This is a genomic window from Parabacteroides chongii (assembly GCF_029581355.1).
Classification (GTDB): domain Bacteria; phylum Bacteroidota; class Bacteroidia; order Bacteroidales; family Tannerellaceae; genus Parabacteroides; species Parabacteroides chongii.
On record NZ_CP120849.1, the window covers coordinates 4,816,204 to 4,833,427 of the forward strand.

17 protein-coding genes are annotated in these 17,224 nt (G+C 41.9%); 11 read left to right on the plus strand and 6 right to left on the minus strand.

The features are described from left to right. Positions 1–38: 38 nt before the first annotated feature. From P3L47_RS18365 to P3L47_RS18375, 3 genes are read right to left on the minus strand one after another with little or no spacing between them, the layout of a single operon-like run. Positions 39–2,120 carry a type IA DNA topoisomerase gene (locus tag P3L47_RS18365; RefSeq protein ID WP_277781682.1) on the minus strand — a complete coding sequence of 694 codons (2,082 nt, stop codon included), beginning with the start codon at positions 2,118–2,120 and terminating at the stop codon, positions 39–41. Next, positions 2,117–2,305, minus strand: a complete 189-nt coding sequence (locus tag P3L47_RS18370; RefSeq protein WP_025814982.1) for a hypothetical protein — start codon at positions 2,303–2,305, stop codon at positions 2,117–2,119. Before P3L47_RS18370 ends, P3L47_RS18365 begins: the two co-directional genes overlap by 4 nt. Then, a complete protein-coding gene (locus P3L47_RS18375; RefSeq protein ID WP_277781683.1) occupies positions 2,302–3,831 on the minus strand; it encodes a DUF3945 domain-containing protein in 1,530 nt (509 codons plus the stop codon). The genes P3L47_RS18370 and P3L47_RS18375 overlap by 4 nt, the downstream gene beginning before the upstream one ends. Before the next feature lie 391 nt (positions 3,832–4,222). Between P3L47_RS18375 and P3L47_RS18380 the strand changes: the two genes are divergently transcribed. From P3L47_RS18380 to P3L47_RS18390, 3 genes are read left to right on the plus strand one after another with little or no spacing between them, the layout of a single operon-like run. After that, positions 4,223–4,684, plus strand: coding sequence for a hypothetical protein (locus P3L47_RS18380; protein ID WP_277781684.1), 462 nt, complete (start codon positions 4,223–4,225; stop codon positions 4,682–4,684). A 1-nt stretch (position 4,685) separates the two neighbouring features. After that, positions 4,686–6,248, plus strand: coding sequence for a hypothetical protein (locus P3L47_RS18385; protein WP_277781685.1), 1,563 nt, complete (start codon positions 4,686–4,688; stop codon positions 6,246–6,248). 34 nt (positions 6,249–6,282) lie between these two features. After that, positions 6,283–7,113: a hypothetical protein gene (locus tag P3L47_RS18390; RefSeq protein WP_277781686.1), complete on the plus strand. Its 831-nt coding sequence runs from the start codon at positions 6,283–6,285 to the stop codon at positions 7,111–7,113. Between the two features lie 46 nt (positions 7,114–7,159). Here the strand turns inward: P3L47_RS18390 and mobC are convergent, their stop codons facing one another. The 3 genes from mobC to mobA are packed head-to-tail and all read right to left on the minus strand — an operon-like array spanning position 7,160 to position 10,850. Then, positions 7,160–9,169: a conjugal transfer protein MobC gene (gene mobC / locus P3L47_RS18395; RefSeq protein ID WP_277781687.1), complete on the minus strand. Its 2,010-nt coding sequence runs from the start codon at positions 9,167–9,169 to the stop codon at positions 7,160–7,162. A 20-nt stretch (positions 9,170–9,189) separates the two neighbouring features. Next, positions 9,190–10,428: a conjugal transfer protein MobB gene (mobB, locus tag P3L47_RS18400; RefSeq protein WP_277781688.1), complete on the minus strand. Its 1,239-nt coding sequence runs from the start codon at positions 10,426–10,428 to the stop codon at positions 9,190–9,192. After that, entirely contained in the window at positions 10,413–10,850 is a 438-nt protein-coding gene (gene mobA / locus P3L47_RS18405) for a conjugal transfer protein MobA (protein WP_277781689.1), read from the minus strand. Before mobA ends, mobB begins: the two co-directional genes overlap by 16 nt. 356 nt (positions 10,851–11,206) lie before the next feature. Between mobA and P3L47_RS18410 the strand changes: the two genes are divergently transcribed. From P3L47_RS18410 to P3L47_RS18445, 8 genes are all read left to right on the plus strand, one after another. Next, positions 11,207–11,584: a hypothetical protein gene (locus tag P3L47_RS18410; RefSeq protein WP_277781690.1), complete on the plus strand. Its 378-nt coding sequence runs from the start codon at positions 11,207–11,209 to the stop codon at positions 11,582–11,584. Further along, positions 11,581–12,342 carry a ParA family protein gene (locus P3L47_RS18415; protein WP_028897900.1) on the plus strand — a complete coding sequence of 254 codons (762 nt, stop codon included), beginning with the start codon at positions 11,581–11,583 and terminating at the stop codon, positions 12,340–12,342. Before P3L47_RS18410 ends, P3L47_RS18415 begins: the two co-directional genes overlap by 4 nt. Before the next feature lie 4 nt (positions 12,343–12,346). Further along, a complete protein-coding gene (locus tag P3L47_RS18420; protein ID WP_277781691.1) occupies positions 12,347–12,817 on the plus strand; it encodes a DUF3408 domain-containing protein in 471 nt (156 codons plus the stop codon). A gap of 1 nt (position 12,818) precedes the next feature. Beyond that, positions 12,819–13,532 (plus strand): hypothetical protein, encoded by a 714-nt coding sequence (locus P3L47_RS18425; RefSeq protein WP_277781692.1) that lies wholly within the window; start codon positions 12,819–12,821, stop codon positions 13,530–13,532. A 164-nt stretch (positions 13,533–13,696) separates the two neighbouring features. Further along, positions 13,697–13,993: a DUF4134 domain-containing protein gene (locus tag P3L47_RS18430; protein ID WP_005926215.1), complete on the plus strand. Its 297-nt coding sequence runs from the start codon at positions 13,697–13,699 to the stop codon at positions 13,991–13,993. An 11-nt stretch (positions 13,994–14,004) separates the two neighbouring features. Beyond that, positions 14,005–14,337, plus strand: a complete 333-nt coding sequence (locus tag P3L47_RS18435) for a DUF4133 domain-containing protein (protein WP_008775036.1) — start codon at positions 14,005–14,007, stop codon at positions 14,335–14,337. After that, entirely contained in the window at positions 14,334–16,838 is a 2,505-nt protein-coding gene (locus P3L47_RS18440) for a TraG family conjugative transposon ATPase (RefSeq protein WP_277781693.1), read from the plus strand. Before P3L47_RS18435 ends, P3L47_RS18440 begins: the two co-directional genes overlap by 4 nt. A 28-nt stretch (positions 16,839–16,866) precedes the next feature. After that, on the plus strand, positions 16,867–17,223 hold the full coding sequence (locus P3L47_RS18445) for a DUF3876 domain-containing protein (RefSeq protein WP_277781694.1): 357 nt from the start codon (positions 16,867–16,869) through the stop codon (positions 17,221–17,223). Position 17,224 lies beyond the last annotated feature (1 nt).

The following is a 17,224-nucleotide window of genomic DNA, read 5'->3' on the forward strand; positions in this document are numbered from 1 at the left end:
TAATGAAACTTTCCGTGGCAAATATAACGATTTCCATCTTATTTCTTGGGCTTTCCTTTCTTTTCAGGAAATACGAAAGTAACATTAAACTGCCCGTCAAAAGCAAGTGAAGCGTCAAAGACTTTGCCGTTTTTACTTTTGAACCCTTTGATTAGCCCGGTTTTCCCGGTAGTCACCAGTTCGGTAATCTGTTTGTCCGTTAGCTGCTTTTCGCTCTTGTTGCGAAAGATGGTAACGGAACAATCCACATTGGAACACTTGGCGACTTTCGGATAAAACAGAATACGTCCGGTCTTGCATTTCGGGCAGACACAATTACCACCCGAAGCGAACGAAAGCTGAACATCCAAAAGTTCAGCCGTGATTTGCCTTGCGTACACCTCGATACCTTTGCGGAACGTGTCGGGGTTCATTTCCCCGCTTTCTATCTTGGCAAGCGTATTTTCCCACATGCCCGTCATTTCTACGTCCGCTATTTTCTTGTCCCGGATGATGTTATAAACGGCAAGCCCTTTCTCGGTCGGGACAAGGTTCTTTTTCTCCCGGATGATGTACTGGCGGGAAAACAGCGTTTCGATAATGGCTGCCCTTGTTGCGGGCGTACCGATACCCGTGTCTTTCATGCTTGCTTTCAGTTCTGCGTTTTCCAGTTCCTTACCCGCCGTTTCCATCGAAGAAAGCAGACTGCTTTCCGTGTGTAACGGTTTGGGCTTCGTCTGCTTCTCCAACAGTTCGATACCGGAAAGCGGCAGACTGTTACCGTCCTGCATCACGGGTAAAGCGGTGTTATCTTCCCCGTCCTCTTTCTCACCGAATACGGCACGCCATCCGGCGGACTTGGTTACAGATCCTTTAACCGTAAAAAGCGACCCGGCGCATTCCAGCGTTACACTGGTAACGTCTTTGACGCATTTTTCAGAAAAGGCTTCCAACATCCGTCCGGCTATCAGATCATAGATTGCCTGTTCGTCCGCTTCCATCTTGCCGGGCAGGTTCTCGGTCACAATCAGGGCGTGGTGGTCTGTTACCTTGCCATCATTTACGGAACGGGGATTTAAGGCTTTGCCTTTCATTCCTGCGGCATACCCGGAAAAGCGGGTGTACTGCTCCAAATTAATAAACCGTTCCGGGATTTCCTCGAATACGTCCTGTGATATGTAACGGCTTCCGGTTCGGGGATAGCTGATAAGTTTACCCTCGTATAATTTTTGTGCGATGGATAATGTTTTATCTGCGGAAAAATTCAGTTTCGTATTCGCTTCCTTTTGCAGCGTGGTAAGGTCATAGAGCAAGGGCGGTTCTTGATTCACTTCCTTACGTTCTACGGATTTCACCTGTACCGTTTCTGCTTCCTTTATCCTTTGCAGCGTGTCGATGGCGGCTTGCTGCGTATCGTATTTATCTACTGATAGTGCCGTAAAAGCTATATCATCCTTTGCCGACTGTAATTTCAGTTGCCAATACTTTTGCGGGACAAAGTTCTTGTTCTCCAAAAAGCGGGTACATATCATTGCCAACGTGGGCGACTGTACCCGTCCCAAAGAGAATATTCCTTGTCCGGCTGCCACGCTTAAAGCCTGTGTTGCGTTTATTCCTATCAAATAATCCGCTTCGCTACGTGCCTGTGCCGAACGGAACAGGTTATCATACAGGCTACCGGCTTTCAGATTTTGCAGTCCTTCACGGATTGCCTTGTCCGTAAGGCTGCTTATCCATAAACGGACAAAAGGCTTGTCGCATCCGATATACTGGTAGATGTAGCGAAATATAAGTTCTCCCTCTCTCCCTGCATCCGTAGCGACTATTATCTTGTCCGACTGGCTGAATACCTCTTTGATTACCTTTAGCTGTTTTAACGCTCCGGGGTCAGCCTTGTACCCTTTTTCCGCTTTCACTTGTCGGGGTGTAAGTTGAAAACTATCCGGGATAATAGGCAGGCTTTCCCGGCGGAAACTCTGTATGCCGTAGGCTTCCGGCATTGCCAAACCTACAAGATGGCCGAACGCCCAGGTAACGAGATACCCGTTACCTGAAAGGTAGCCATCCTGTTTTTCACTCGCTCCTAAAATGCGGGCAATATCCCTTGCCACACTTGGTTTTTCTCCGATTACTGCAATCATTCTAATTTTGATTTTAATTGTTCCACTTCTTTTTGTCTTAGGACTTTCCGGTCATAGTAGATGTGATAACCATCTACATAAAATTGTCGGTTCTGTTCGTCTATGGCTTTCCAGTCTGTTTTGTAACGGGCACGAACGAACAGGACGAAACCGACAACCGGGATAAGGATTAATACCGCTATCATCTTTTGCGTCCCCTGCTTTGTTTGGGTTTGTCCGTCTGCTCCTGCTTCTCCTTTTTATCCTGCTTGGTCTTTTGTTTTTCAGTGGGCTTGTCCTGACCCTTTTTCAAGGGTTCTTTCACCTTCTTGGTGACTTCGTTGGTCTTGCCCTCCGAATTGACCGCTACCTGTGTACGGTTCTTGCTTGCCGGAGTAATCTCTTTCACGGCTGAACGGTCAAAACTGGGGTTGTCACTGTAAAAGCCGAGTTTCTTCTTGTCGTGGTTCACCTGAATGTAAGCATCGTATTCGACCCCCCGCTTGTCTTTCAGCCCGGCAACAAAGATGGTCTTGTCATTGACTAAATCCTGCTGTTGCTGGCGGGATAGTTCTATTCCTGAAATACTCTTGGGGATGGTTACACCGTCACTGGTAACAAGGCTGTTCGGCTGTTCCTGTTTCTGTCGTTGCTCTTGTGATTGTTTGGCATTGGGATAGATAAATTCCAGACTTTTCTTGTCGGCATTGACCTGAACGGTAGCTGAAAAGGGATTTTTACGGTTGGAAATCATATTTTCAAGGAATATTCCTTTTCCCTCCCGTAAGGCTTCCTTTTGTTCCTTGTTCAGTTTGACACCCTTTATTTCATCATGGATTTGGACGCTGCTTGCACGCATGGAAACCAGTTCATTCGTCACCTTATCCACGCTGACGAAAGAAGGTATCATTTCCCCCGTGATGTAGTTTTTCAGGTTTACGATCCGTCCCATATTGCCCGTTTCAAGAAGATTGGCTTTATCCTCTTTGGAAAATTCATGCCCGAAGAACGGACGTTCAAGTTCCGGCTTTTGGCGGATGCCGTGTATCGCCAAAACCACTTTCCCATCCTTGTCATGCCGGAAAGATAGGCGTGCGTCCAGTTTCATAATGGCGGAATTGTAGTTACCTGCGATGGAGAACGCACCGGGCGACTTGTACCCCCTTAACATGGGTTCTAAAGCCTTTGCCTTTTCAAGCTGTTCTTTGGAAAGCCCGAAGTTTTTTAGAGCTTCCCAGTCCACCTTATCAGGATCGATAACATACTTGCTTTTGTCAGGTTGCTGCGGTGCTTGTGCTGTTGCTTCCTGCTGCGGTTGCTGTACCTGCTGTTGTGTTTGGTTCGGTTGTTCGTTCTTCACTTCCTGTTTCTGTGTTTCGGGTGTTACCCGGTAGCGTGCTATGTCCGCTTCATTTTCAGGTGTTGGATGATCGAAGTTGTCCCTGATTATCGGTGTAATCTTGGGAAGTTCAATCTTAGGAATTTTGAAGAAGTTGAAACGGGTCGGATTCTTCAACTGGTTCATCATGTTGGAAAAGAAATTGGAAAAGAAATCGCCGTGACGGTCGAATTTCAAAAGTTCGCTGTTATTCTCCGGCGGGACGGTTTGGATTTCCCCGTTTTCATCCACGCCTTTCACTACGCTGATTGTCTTTTTCTCCTTATCCAGTACAAGAAGAATATCCATCATCTGTTCGTCAGTGGTGGATTGATTGGCTGTGTTTACATCCATAACTTTTTGAATTTTAGTGAGTAAATAAAAATTTCGGAAGTAAAAGTAAGGATGAAATAGAGTATATTTAAGGATTTGGGAACGGGTGGCTTCATTAGTCCGCGTTTGGCTTTATTTGTCCAAGCATATCAATAATTGCCTATAAATTATTATCTTTGAAAGCGAATATCGTTTTGTATAATCATCAATTAAAGTAGATATGATAATAACCTTAATAATATTGATTATTTTATTCTTGATGGGTTGGAGTAGTATAAAATGCAATCTTAACAAACACATCAAAGATAATAACAGCGTAATTGAATATAGAGATAAGTTCATAGAATTTTGTAATCAGTTCAATAGTAATAATAACCAATCAACCTCTCTTGAGTTATATAATTGGCTTATTATGAATTCTCAACATATTCAGAATATAATTAGTGGATTTGGAAAGATGGATTATAAACCTGCATTTGCTCAATACTATATCCGCAATTATGAAGTTATTTTGAATACAATACCAAAGTTTAGAAATCACGACATTGAGAAATTTGACATATATTCAACAGACGAATGTTTATTAAGATATATAGGTTATCAAAATGAGAGAATAAATTGTATAAAAAGGCAAATTAAAAATCCAATTATATGGTTTCGAGAAGGAGTGAAAAGTATAATTAATGTCATACCGTTTCTTTTTAATTGGTTTGGTATCATATCATCATCACGAGTTAGGAGTATTATAAATAGTGATTTTTGGAATGTTATTTCTGGAATTATTGCATTAGCTGGTTTCATCAGTTCATTAGTCACAATAATTGCAGGGAAAGAGGAAATTTTGAATTTATTTAATTATATAAATACTTTGTAAAATGGATTATTTTTCAAGTGTTAAACCTATATTAAACAAGTTGACAGATTACAATATTATTGATAATCTGTTTGTTATTCGTCAATATTTACTTGCATTTGAAAAAGGAATAGGATATAATAGACTTCCCCACATAGAGAATAGTAACAGTGTTATTCTTATGCCTAATATATGTGACTTTCTAATTGCTAATTCTCTAAAATACTGCACTTTTAATAAAGGGAAATACTATCTTGGCAACTTTAAAGATAGATTAAGAATAGTTGTAGAACTTACCAAATTAGAAGAAAAAATAAATAAAGATGCGATAGATACTGATATATGGACATGGTTACATTCATTCTGCTTTAACCAAACAAAGCTGCAAAATTCAACAAATATCATTTATGAAACATATCGCTACTATTGGATTTTTAAAGATGAAAAACTTTGTAAAGTTATTGAGGATAACATTAATATGAAATACAAAGATTTTGTTATTTGTGCTTTTTGGTTATATTCAAAATTTACTCAACAGTTTGCATTTAGACTTAATCATTTAATTTCCTTTCCTGAAAATTATCAAGGAACTCCATTTAGTGCCGAAAATGTTCAAAAAACTATATCAATATTTTGTAAAACTTTATCAGAACATAAGGAAATGTCAAGATTGAATACAAAATATACAGACGAAGAACTATTTAATTATAATAACTCTCCACATATAATCTATCCTCTTTTTGAATATAACAATAATATCTATTGTATATCACCAAGATATTTATTAAATCAATTAAATTCTGGTATATATTACATTGCAAACATTCCGCAAAATAATGTTTCTGGAGCTTTTGGAAAAAGTTTTGAAAAATACACAGGAGAAGTTATAAAACATTACAGTCCTTCTTCTTATTTCATATCCCCCGAAATTCCCTACGGAAAAGATAATAATAAAACATCTGATTGGATTATTTCAGATTCAGAAAATATTCTTTTCATTGAATGTAAGGCTAAACGCTTGATGGCTAAATCTAAAAAACAATGGACTTTTGATATAACAAATATAGATTACGTCATTAATAACAACTTGATTAATGATGAAAATTATATTAAATCAATTCCAGATACTTTAACTAAAGACATTATCATATTAGGAAAAGAGATAGGGAAAATATATAAAGTTTACAATGATTATAAATCAAATAAAATACCCCAATTACCTTATAATGAAAACAAAACATTTATCCCAATAATGGTGACGATTGAAGAATGGTATGCCGGGTGTCCAGGCATAAATGATTGCTTAACTCGGATTGCAGAAGCATATCTTAAAAAGAAGCATATTGATATTTCAATTATTCAAAAAAGCAAATACAAAATCATCTCAATAGATACTTTTGAGATTGATTACCAAATAATGGCAATAGAAGGAATATCCAGTTTCTTCAAAATGGAAAAAAACAATATACTTGATGAATATAAGAAAAAAATTCATTTGGATTCTTATTTTTTTGATAAATTTTCAGAAGAACTTATATCTCCAATTGGAGATATAATAGCAGAAAACAACAAGTATTCGTGCTAATATATATTCGTTTAATTTTTAAAGGAAAGTGTATATGGGAATAATGAAAGAATATTATTTTGATATGTTGGAAGAGAAATACAATAGCCGTTTGGCTAGTATCTTAGGTATAACTACAGATGAATTAGATATATTAGAACCTGTTATTGAAGAATATACAGGATATGATGAAACTCTGTATAGCTATGTTGTATCTTTCAAAAAAGATTCTCCACAAGATATTTTAAAAAAGATAAATAGAATTGATAATAACAACCAAGTATGGATTGATTCATGGGAATTAGATAGCCAAGACTACGAAGACTATACTTACACATCAATACCTTATAAAAATTCACACGAGGAATATCAACAAAGTATAATTAATATTGATAGATTAAGTAAAATAAAATTGGAAACTGAAGAATTGGATAAAATATTTAGAAAACAAATATATTGTAGTATTGTGTCTTCTTTAGAACTATTTCTATATGAAACAATTATCAATTTAACAAAATCAAATAGCAAATATGTTGATAATATTATAATTAATCATCCTCGATATAAAGAACCAGCTATAGCTAACAAAACTAATAGCGAGAAACAAAAAATGGTAAAATCAGCTTTGATGAACTTGAACTATCATAATTTAGAGAAGGTATCTGTTTATTACAACTCTGCGTTCAATATAAATTTCCCAGCATTTGAAGATTTAAAGAAACATCTCACTGGCATACGAAATGATGTCGTTCATAGAAATGGAAAGACATTGGATGGGGATATTGTTAAGATTACAGAAAATGAAATTAATGAATTATTAAATTTGTCCAATAAGTTGGTTGATTATATTGCAGAAAAGTTGAATCTGAATAGTTTACCTTTTTAGGAAGGGATAAAATAGTATCTATTTACCCTTCCTAATTTGTTATAATTTATTCTTCTGTTTTGATAAGATGCTGCAAATTGGGGTCGTTCTTTATCCGCTCCATTTCATCTGTGACAATCTGCTGGACTTCCTGCTTGACCCGGTTGTAATTCGCCTGTATTTCTTCCTGCATCCGGTCGTTCCCGTCCCCGTCCCTGAAATCTATAATTTGGGGCAGCTTCTTATAGTTGGCTGTTTCCCGCTTCACCTGCTCGTTATCCACCACTATTTCGCAATGGAATATTTTCTGCTCTATCCTTTCATCGAAACTGTCGCAGACCGCACCCACAAACATACCCTGTGTCAAGCCGGATATTTTACTGGGCGGTATCAGGCTATCCATTTGCGTACTGATAGAGGTTGATTTATCATTCCGGTTGATAGTCATGCTTTGTCGTTTCTGTAATACCTTTCCAAAACGTTCTGAAAGCGTTTTTGCCGTTTCGGAAACCACCTGACCGGAAAAAATATTACCTACCGTATTTTCGATTACCTTGCTTTCCTTGTCCCCATAATCCCGGCGTAACTGGCTGAAATCCTGAAAGCCCAAACAGACCGCTACCTTATTGCTTCGTGCCGTTGCTATCAGGTTATCCAGTCCCCGAAGATATACTGTCGGCAACTCGTCAATTATCACGGAACTTTTGAGTTGGTGCTTCTTGTTTATCAGTTTCACGATACGGGAATTATACAGTCCCAAAGCACAGGAATAGATATTTTGGCGGTCGGGATTATTGCCTACCACCAATATCTTAGGTTCTTCCGGATTGTTTATATCCAGTGAAAAGTCATCCCCTGTCATTACCCAATACAAGGCGGGTGAGATCATCCTCGAAAGCGGAATTTTAGCACTTGCAAGCTGCCCCTGTAACTGATCTTGCGCATTGGATTCCCATGCGTCCATGAACGGTGAAAGATAGTTTTCCAGTTCGGGATAACTCGTTAATATCGTGAATGTATCGGCATACTTCTTGTTCAGAAACTCGATGGCGTGCGGGAATGTACAGTACTTACCACCCTGATAGATGCGCAAATACCAAATGATAGAAGCGAGCAGAATAATCGGGCTTTCTACAAAAAAGTCCCCCTGCTTCGTGATCCAACTGCGATTCAAATTTAACATTATCGTATAACTGGCTTCGTATGCGTCCGATATGTCCGTCATAAATGCCGGATTTATCGGGTTGCATCGGTGACTTTTGCGTGGGTCGTCAAAGTTAATGATATAAAATTTAGGCTTTACCTTATATCCGTCCAAATGGTTAAGCAAGTGATTATAAGCCATTTCCGATAAATCGGGGAATTTGTAGTCATACAGATACATTGCGAAGCCTTTTTCAATTTGCTGTTTGATAAATTGATTGATAACACAAAAAGACTTGCCACTGCCCGGATTTCCAACAACGATGGACGCACGTTGGGGCGATACAACGTTTATCCATCCATCGTTCCACTTCTTATTATAATAAAACCGGGTGCGGAGATTTACAGAATACTCGTTTTCTATCAGGCGTGTTTCTTGTGCGAAACTTTCATTTTCTATATTAAATACATCATCCATCAGGTTATTTTTCAACAGGCGTGAAATCCATACTCCGGCAGCCAACAGTGAAAGATACCCGGCTGTCATGGTAAAGATATACAATGCCGTGTTTGTCGCCAGTGGCAACGGCAGAACCAACAGCCACCAGTTTAGGAAAAACAGGATAAAACCGATTGTCAGGAATATATAAATCCTGTTCCATGTGATTTTTTCCTCTTTCACTCCTTTTGTACCCAAACAGGAAAGCGCAAGGAACACCACCGAAAAAAGTTTGGTGTACAGGATATTGGAGAACAGCCCGGCGGTACGCTGGAAGTTCAGCAGGATTTTATCGACTACCCCGATATTGATGCCCCACTCCCTGAATGATTGGTAACAAAACCAGTAAATGTTTATCACTACAAATAAAATACTGATTGCCCGCATAAAGTCCATGACCTTTGCAAGTCCTCTTAAATCATCTTCATTCTGCATAATTGAAATTTTTAGGATTACTAAATACGTTTTTGTTTCTTCTTCTTTTTCTTCTTGGGTGGTGGAACTTGTCGGTTGTCGGATGGCGTATCGTCACCACCGGAAAACAGGCTGAACAGTCCCGCAATGGCTTTGCCTGTATTTGAAAAGTGTCCGGTCGGGTTAAATTCCGGTACGTGTTCCTGCGTTTCCTGTTTAATATTTCCCGTCAAACTGCGGGAGCCAGTAAACAGGTCATTGAACACATTGGCGGAAAACTCCTTTCCCAACCGTGAACCGTTCATAACGGTACGGCTTTCGTGGTCGATGAATGTTACACCGTATATCCTACCTGTATCGTTTTGCCGGAACAACACATCTATTTCTTTCGCTTTCAACTCCGTAATAAGCTGTTCCCGGTTGCGGGCGTATTTCATCACTGGGCTGACCGTCCGGCGGGTGCGCTCTTTCAGGTTCTTGTCCTGAATGTCCTTTACCGATTTCTTGATATGTCGCTGAATGGCTTCGTAACCAACCGACTTTCCCAAAGAGGAAGATTTGAACGGATTTCCCTGTTTTTCTCCTTTGTCATTGGTTGCTGAATAGACAATGCCGTTATAAGGTTTACCGTTCACTTCCCCTTTCACTTCTTCCGCCTGTACATTATATATAGATAGCAGTGCTTTGTACTCGGTGAAACTCTGGAAACGGTAACTTCCGGCAAGGGCTTTCACCGTATTGAATAACTGGTGCTTTACATCCCCTGCCCGGTAGTCCACCTTTTTAAGCTCCGGGCGGTCGGCTGCCTGTTTCTTCTCCGCCGGATGCAGCCCGTACTTCTGTTCCAGTTCACGGGTGATTTGCTTGCTGCGTACATGCTCGAACTTGTCATTTATCTTCTTGCCCGTATCATCTACCCGGATGGAAACGATATGTATATGATGCCTTGCAATATCTTCGTGCTTGTACACCATATACGGCTGATTGCCGTACCCCAACTTATCCATATACTCTTTGGCAATATCCGCAAGCTGATTGTCGGAAAGCACATCGTCCGGATGCGGGTTCAAGGAGATATGGATAATCGGTTTTTCCGTTTTCAGGTCTGCTGGCAGGTGCATATCGAAACATTCCATACATCGCCGGATGCTGAAATTTCCGTCCTCGCTCTCAAACATACGGTTACTTAAAAGTACCTTTCCCTGCTCTTCATCGACCTTGTTTTGGTTGTAAGCGAGCGCACCGAACAGGGAACTGCCTACACTTATCTTTGCAACCATCTTGTTTCAAACTCACGGGTCAGTTCAATAATTTGGCGGTTCAGGTCGATAAGTTCCATCGTTGCCTTTTCCAGTTTATAGAGAAATGCGAGTGCTTTCTTCTCTGAAAAATTGGTATTGAGAGCCTTTACCACCTGATTATAATTCACGGCGATACCCCTGTATTGGGAATATAAAGCGGTCAGCCGGGTATAATATTCGACTGCCGCCTTGTCGATTCTTATCACTTTGAACGGTTCGCCGAAGATGCGGGCGGTGATAAAGTGCGCTTTCGTGCGCATACCTGACTGGTCGAACAATGCCAAAAAACGGGCGTGGTCTATCGCATTGAAGCTGATAGAGTACCGGAACACTGCCGGGTCTGCTTTGGGCTTTCGTCCTGCGCCACCCGGACGGGGCGCATTTTCATTTTTCTGTTTCATGCTTCTTTTTTTAAGGGTTACGACTTCGGAGTGACCCTATCCCGGCTTCGTCCGGGCAAGGCGTTCAAAGCTGCTGAAAGAATTTCAAGCAGCTTTGAACACACCTTGCTATTTGCCAGTGCAAATAAAAATCCATCTACCGATGGATTGGAGTTGGCGGAGATTGGAACGTTCCCGGTTTCGGGGGCTTGGTTAGCCTGACCGATACCTTTCGGTTGCAAAGTAACGGGTATTAAAAATGCTGTGAAATAGCAGGTTATAGGACAAATGAGGACAAACGGGGACATTTGAGGACACCTTTCAAAAGGGGTTGTTTTTCTACGTTTATTTGTCCCGGATTTAAGAAAGAAAGCAATATGGATAGATGGAAATATGTAATGGAAAGCGGACGGAAAGAAAGCGGTTTTGAAAACTTGAAAACAAGATTTCAAGATTGCAATATTTCAAGAAAGCAAGAAAACAAACCGGATGGAATGATTGAAAGGAAACAGTCATTCAATCGGGAAAGCAAACTGTCTGCAAAGAAAGCAAGCTGTCTTTGTGGAATGAATGAAAACAAAGAAGCAAGGAAGAAAACAGGCAGTCTTTGTAGAAAGGTAGCAAGAAACAAGGAAAGAAAAAAAGAAGTCATTCTCTCTTTCGGAGTTTCAACATGGAACGAAAGAAAACCATCCGTCAATCTGTACGGATGGAATGAAATAAAGATGTATCACAAAAAAGAATTATTACAATGAAGAAAGAAACCTTGTATGTGGCTTTCTCCACCCAAAAAGGCGGGGTCGGCAAAACAACGTTCACCGTCTTGGTGGCAAGTTACCTGTATTATCTCAAAGGGTATAACGTGGCAGTCGTGGATTGCGATTACCCGCAACATTCCATTTCCGCCATGCGCAAACGGGATGCCGAACAGGTGAACAGTGATGAGTATTACAAACGGCTTGCTTTCAGCCAGTTCAAAGCACTGGGAAAGAAAGCGTACCCTGTCCTTTGCAGTTCACCGGACGAAGCGATAAAAACGGCGGATGAATATCTTGCGTCTGCCGGGATGGACTATGATGTGGTCTTTTTCGACCTGCCCGGAACGGTAAATAGCGAGGGTGTTATCAACTCCCTTTCAGGGGTGGATTATATTTTCACCCCCATAGCCGCCGACCGGGTGGTATTGGAAAGCAGCCTTTCGTTTGCAGTGGCTATCCATAAACTGCTGGTAAAGAATGAAGCGTGCCGACTGAAAGGGCTGCACCTATTTTGGAACATGGTAGATGGACGGGAAAAAACAGACCTCTACACCCTGTATGAACAGACTATCGGGGAATTGGAACTACCCCTGATGAAAGTATTTATCCCGGACACGAAACGATTCAAAAAGGAACTGGACGCACAGCGTAAAACCGTGTTCCGTTCTACACTGTTCCCGGCGGACAAACGGCTGGTAAAGGGCAGCAACATGGAAGAACTGATAACCGAAATCGCATACCTTATAAAACTGTAACGATATGGCAAAGCAAAGCGGCGGGAAACCGCAAATTGACGAGGGTTTTATGAAAGAGATTATTTCGCAGGGCTTACCCGTGAAGAAAAAGGAAACGCCAACAGTGACGGTGAAAACGGAAATAGAAACACCGGATAAACCGGACGATAAAACGGGTACAGTGGAAACGGGAGATAAACCGGAAATCAAGGCAGAACCAAAGGAAGAAAAAGCGGTGAAAGAACCTGCACACCGGAAAAAGAACACTCCGGGCGATTACGGGGAAACCTATTTCATGCGGGTGGACTTGACCGACCGCCAGCCGTTGTACGTCAGCCGTACCACCCACGAAAAGTTAATGAAAATAGTAACCGTTATTGGCGGGCGCAAGGCAACCGTGAGTAGCTATGTAGAAAATATCCTGCTCCGGCATTTCGACCAGTTTCAGGACGAGATAAACGAACTGTACGAAAGCAAATTTAAAAAGCCGTTCTGATATGTTGAAATGGTTTATTATCGGAACGCTCCTGTATTACGCCGTTCTCTTATGGCGATACCGGGATAGCTTGGGAACATGGTTCACGGATAGGAAAAAGCAGCCGGAACAACCGGAAAGTAAAACGACTGTGAAAACCGGAAACGGTGATTCTCTTGTAGGTGCAAGCCGTTACCGGATGGGACAAATGAGGACAAGCGGGGACATCTTAGGACACCTTTCAAAAGGGGTTGATAATGCTTCTATATTTGTCCCGCAAAGCGAGGAAACGGTAACGAAAACGCTTGATAACGAGCTGGCAGATGAAAAAAACGCCGATACCCCGCAAGCGATTGAAACCGAGTTTGAGATGGAGTTTGAAACAGAAGATGCGGAAGAAACGGACGTTTCGCCAGATGAAATTGAAGCGGAAGAAATCGCCTGTTACATGGGTGACGGTGAGCCGGAAATGGCGCAAGGTATCACGCTGGGGGAACTGGGTCAAATGGTACAGGTCATTCAGGTTAAGCAAGCGTCTGACACGGAAGAACGGCAAGCCGTTCAGACCATCTGCCGGACGGAAACAAACCTCTTTCATTCGCTGGTGGAACAGATTAACGGGGGCAGGTCACGGGTAGCGGAACTTTTACAAAAGCATGAGATACCCGTGCCTGCCATCGTCCCGGCTGCCGGAAGTAATGAAATGGCAGCCTTTGATATGAACGATTTTCTTTAATGGTAAACTTTAAATAAGTAAGATGATGAAACAAAGAGATTACGGTTAAACAGACCTTTTAGAACATGGGGAACACTCCCCACAACCACAAAAATTCAATTATTAATCACTCCGCCGGGCGGACTATCCAACCGTCCGGCAATTTAAAAATCAATATATTTATAATGAAAAAGAAAGTTCTCTTTTCAGCAGCCGTTCTTTTGGCTGCATCCTCCGCCTTTGCACAGGGTAACGGCATGGCGGGTATTACCGAAGCTACCAATATGGTAACCAGTTATTTCGACCCGGCGACAAAGTTAATTTACGCTATCGGTGCGGTGGTCGGCTTGATTGGCGGCGTGAAAGTGTACGGCAAGTTCAGCAGTGGCGACCCTGACACCAGTAAAACGGCGGCTTCGTGGTTCGGTGCATGTATCTTCCTGATTGTGGCTGCCACCATCCTACGTTCATTCTTCCTCTAAAGAAATGAGCTATGGCAGACTATCCGATTAACAGGGGAATAGGTAAGCCAGTTGAATTTAAAGGGTTGAAAAGTCAATATCTTTTCATTTTTGCGGGCGGGCTGTTAGCCCTGTTCGTGCTTTTCATCATTATGTACATGGTGGGTATCAACCAGTGGGTGTGCATCATCTTCGGCGTTACTTCGGCAACGCTGCTGGTATGGCTCACATTCCGGTTAAACGAAAAGTACGGGACACACGGGTTGATGAAATTGTCCGCACGCAAAAGCCACCCTTTCCATATTATCAACCGAAAAGCCATATCCCGATTATTCACTAAAAATCAGAAACAAGCATCGAAATGAGAAATATATTAAAAGCTACCACGCTGGAAAACAAGTTTCCACTGTTCACGGTGGAAAACGGGTGCATCGTTTCCAAAGATGCCGACATAACGGTGGCGTTCCGGGTGGAACTGCCCGAACTGTTCACCGTCACGGCAGCCGAATACGAAGCAATACATTCCGCTTGGAACAAGGCGGTAAAGGTGCTGCCCGATTATAGCATCGTACACAAACAGGACTGGTTCATCAAAGAAAACTATGCACCTGACATTCAAAAGGATGATTTGAGTTTCCTTTCCCGTTCCTTTGAACGCCATTTCAATGAACGACCGTTCTTGAACCATACCTGCTATTTGTTCCTGACGAAAACGACAAAGGAACGCAGCCGGATGCAGAGCAATTTTTCCACTCTTTGCCGGGGTTTCCTTGTACCCAAAGAGATAAAGGATATGGAAACGGTTACAAAGTTCCTCGAAGCGGTGGGACAGTTTGAAAGTATTATGAACGATAGCGGTTTCATTACCCTTACCCGTCTGACTTCGGACGAGGTAACTGGGACAAGGAAAACGGCGGGTATCGTGGAGAAATACTTTTCACTCTCACAGACTGACACTACCACACTGAAAGATATTTCACTGGGTGCTGACGAAATGAAGATTGGCGATGATATTCTTTGCCTGCATACCCTTTCGGATGCAGAAGATATGCCGGGAAAAGTAGGCACAGATACCCGTTATGAAAAGCTATCCACCGACCGGAGCGATTGCCGTTTGTCGTTTGCTTCCCCGGTGGGTGTGCTGCTCTCCTGTAACCATATTTATAACCAGTATATCTTTATTGACGACCATACGGAGAACTTGAAACAGTTTGAAAAGATGGCTCGCAATATGTACTCCCTTTCCAAATACAGCCGTGCCAATCAGATAAACAAGGCTTGGATAGAGGAATATTTGAACGAAGCCCATTCACAGGGGCTTATTTCCGTGCGATGCCATTGCAATATCATGGCGTGGAGTGACGACCGGGACGAATTAAAGCACATTAAAAATGATGTGGGGTCACAGCTCGCACTTATGGAATGCAAGCCACGCCATAACACCACCGACACGCCGACCCTGTTTTGGGCGGGAATACCCGGCAATCAGGCGGACTTTCCGGCGGAAGAAAGTTTCTATACATTCATCGAACAGGCTCTTTGCCTGTTCACCGAAGAAACGAACTACAAAAGTTCACTTTCTCCCTTTGGTATCAAGATGGTGGATAGGGTCACAGGAAAGCCGTTGCACATTGATATTTCAGATTTACCCATGAAGCGGGGCATTATTACCAACCGTAACAAGTTCATACTTGGGCCGAGTGGTAGCGGCAAGTCATTCTTTACCAATCACATGGTACGCCAGTATTATGAACAAAATGCACACGTGCTGTTGGTCGATACCGGAAACAGTTACTTGGGGCTGTGTGAAATGATTAACCGAAAAACGCATGGGGAAGATGGGATATATTTTACCTATACCACCGAAAATCCGATAGCGTTCAATCCTTTCTATGTGGAAGATGGGGTATTTGATATTGAAAAGAAAGAGAGTATTAAAACGCTTATCCTGACCCTGTGGAAAAGAGACGATGAAGCACCCACACGGGCGGAAGAAGTGGCTTTGTCAAACGCTGTAAGTTCCTATATCGAACTGATTACTAAGGACAGTTCGATTACTCCCTGCTTTAATACGTTCTATGAATATGTGAGGAATGACTACCGGGCGCACCTGCAAGAAAAGAACGTCCGGGAAAAGGATTTCGATATAGATAACTTCCTGAATGTATTAGAGCCTTACTATAAAGGCGGCGAATACGATTACCTGTTGAACTCCGACAAAGAGCTTGATTTACTGCATAAACGCTTCATTGTCTTTGAGTTGGATAATATCAAAGACCACAAAATCCTGTTCCCGATTACTACGATTATCATCATGGAAGTATTTATTTCCAAAATGCGTAAACTAAAGGGTATCAGGAAATTAATATTGATAGAAGAAGCGTGGAAAGCGATTGCATCGGCGAATATGGCGGATTACATAAAATACCTTTACAAAACGGTTAGAAAGTATTTCGGCGAAGCGATTGTTGTTACCCAAGAGGTCGAAGATATTATTTCCTCACCCATTGTAAAAGAGAGTATTATAAACAATTCTGATTGTAAGATACTGCTCGACCAACGGAAGTACCTTAATAAATTCGATAGCATACAGAACCTTTTGGGACTGACCGACAAGGAACGTTCACAGGTGCTTTCCATCAACCTTGCCAACCATCCCAACCGGAAATATAAGGAAGTTTGGATAGGCTTGGGCGGTACACAATCCGCCGTATATGCCACAGAAGTGAGTTTGGAAGAATATTATACGTTCACAACGGAAGAAACGGAAAAGATGGAACTTTTCGCCTTGTCCGAAAAGTTGGGCGGCAACCTCGAACTGGCTATCAAACGGCTTGCCGAAAGCAAGCGCAATCCTGAAAAATAATCAATCAACAATTTAAAAATCAATCAGTATGAAACATTTAAAATATTTGTTTCCGGTGCTGTTATGCACCCTGTTACTGGGGCTTTCCTCCTGTAAGGAAACGAACGCCGACCGTCTTAGGGCGATGCGTGGTGACTGGGAAAGCGTGAAAAACCGTCCGGCGTTTACTCTCTTTGAGGAAAACGGACATTACCGGGTAACGACCTATCGAAAGACCTACCGGGGAACTATTCAAACGGAAACCTATCAGATTTCAGAACAGGACGGAAACCTGTTCATCGAAACGGGGCTTTCCGTCTTGCTGACCTACGACAAAGAGAACGACCGGATTCTACTTTCACCCGGTGGAGAATACAAACGGAGTAAACAACCAATAAAGAAATAAG

Coding starts and splice junctions, on each gene's coding strand:
- P3L47_RS18430 (WP_005926215.1), top strand. CDS start 13,697: ATGAAAAAGAAAGTTCTCTTTTCAGCAGCCGTTCTTTTGGCTGCATCC.
- P3L47_RS18425 (WP_277781692.1), top strand. CDS start 12,819: ATGTTGAAATGGTTTATTATCGGAACGCTCCTGTATTACGCCGTTCTC.
- mobB (WP_277781688.1), bottom strand. CDS start 10,428: ATGGTTGCAAAGATAAGTGTAGGCAGTTCCCTGTTCGGTGCGCTCGCT.
- P3L47_RS18415 (WP_028897900.1), top strand. CDS start 11,581: ATGAAGAAAGAAACCTTGTATGTGGCTTTCTCCACCCAAAAAGGCGGG.
- P3L47_RS18375 (WP_277781683.1), bottom strand. CDS start 3,831: ATGGATGTAAACACAGCCAATCAATCCACCACTGACGAACAGATGATG.
- P3L47_RS18370 (WP_025814982.1), bottom strand. CDS start 2,305: ATGATAGCGGTATTAATCCTTATCCCGGTTGTCGGTTTCGTCCTGTTC.
- P3L47_RS18380 (WP_277781684.1), top strand. CDS start 4,223: ATGAATTCTCAACATATTCAGAATATAATTAGTGGATTTGGAAAGATG.
- P3L47_RS18390 (WP_277781686.1), top strand. CDS start 6,283: ATGGGAATAATGAAAGAATATTATTTTGATATGTTGGAAGAGAAATAC.
- P3L47_RS18410 (WP_277781690.1), top strand. CDS start 11,207: ATGGATAGATGGAAATATGTAATGGAAAGCGGACGGAAAGAAAGCGGT.
- P3L47_RS18445 (WP_277781694.1), top strand. CDS start 16,867: ATGAAACATTTAAAATATTTGTTTCCGGTGCTGTTATGCACCCTGTTA.
- P3L47_RS18420 (WP_277781691.1), top strand. CDS start 12,347: ATGGCAAAGCAAAGCGGCGGGAAACCGCAAATTGACGAGGGTTTTATG.
- P3L47_RS18365 (WP_277781682.1), bottom strand. CDS start 2,120: ATGATTGCAGTAATCGGAGAAAAACCAAGTGTGGCAAGGGATATTGCC.
- P3L47_RS18435 (WP_008775036.1), top strand. CDS start 14,005: ATGGCAGACTATCCGATTAACAGGGGAATAGGTAAGCCAGTTGAATTT.
- mobC (WP_277781687.1), bottom strand. CDS start 9,169: ATGCAGAATGAAGATGATTTAAGAGGACTTGCAAAGGTCATGGACTTT.
- P3L47_RS18385 (WP_277781685.1), top strand. CDS start 4,686: ATGGATTATTTTTCAAGTGTTAAACCTATATTAAACAAGTTGACAGAT.
- P3L47_RS18440 (WP_277781693.1), top strand. CDS start 14,334: ATGAGAAATATATTAAAAGCTACCACGCTGGAAAACAAGTTTCCACTG.
- mobA (WP_277781689.1), bottom strand. CDS start 10,850: ATGAAACAGAAAAATGAAAATGCGCCCCGTCCGGGTGGCGCAGGACGA.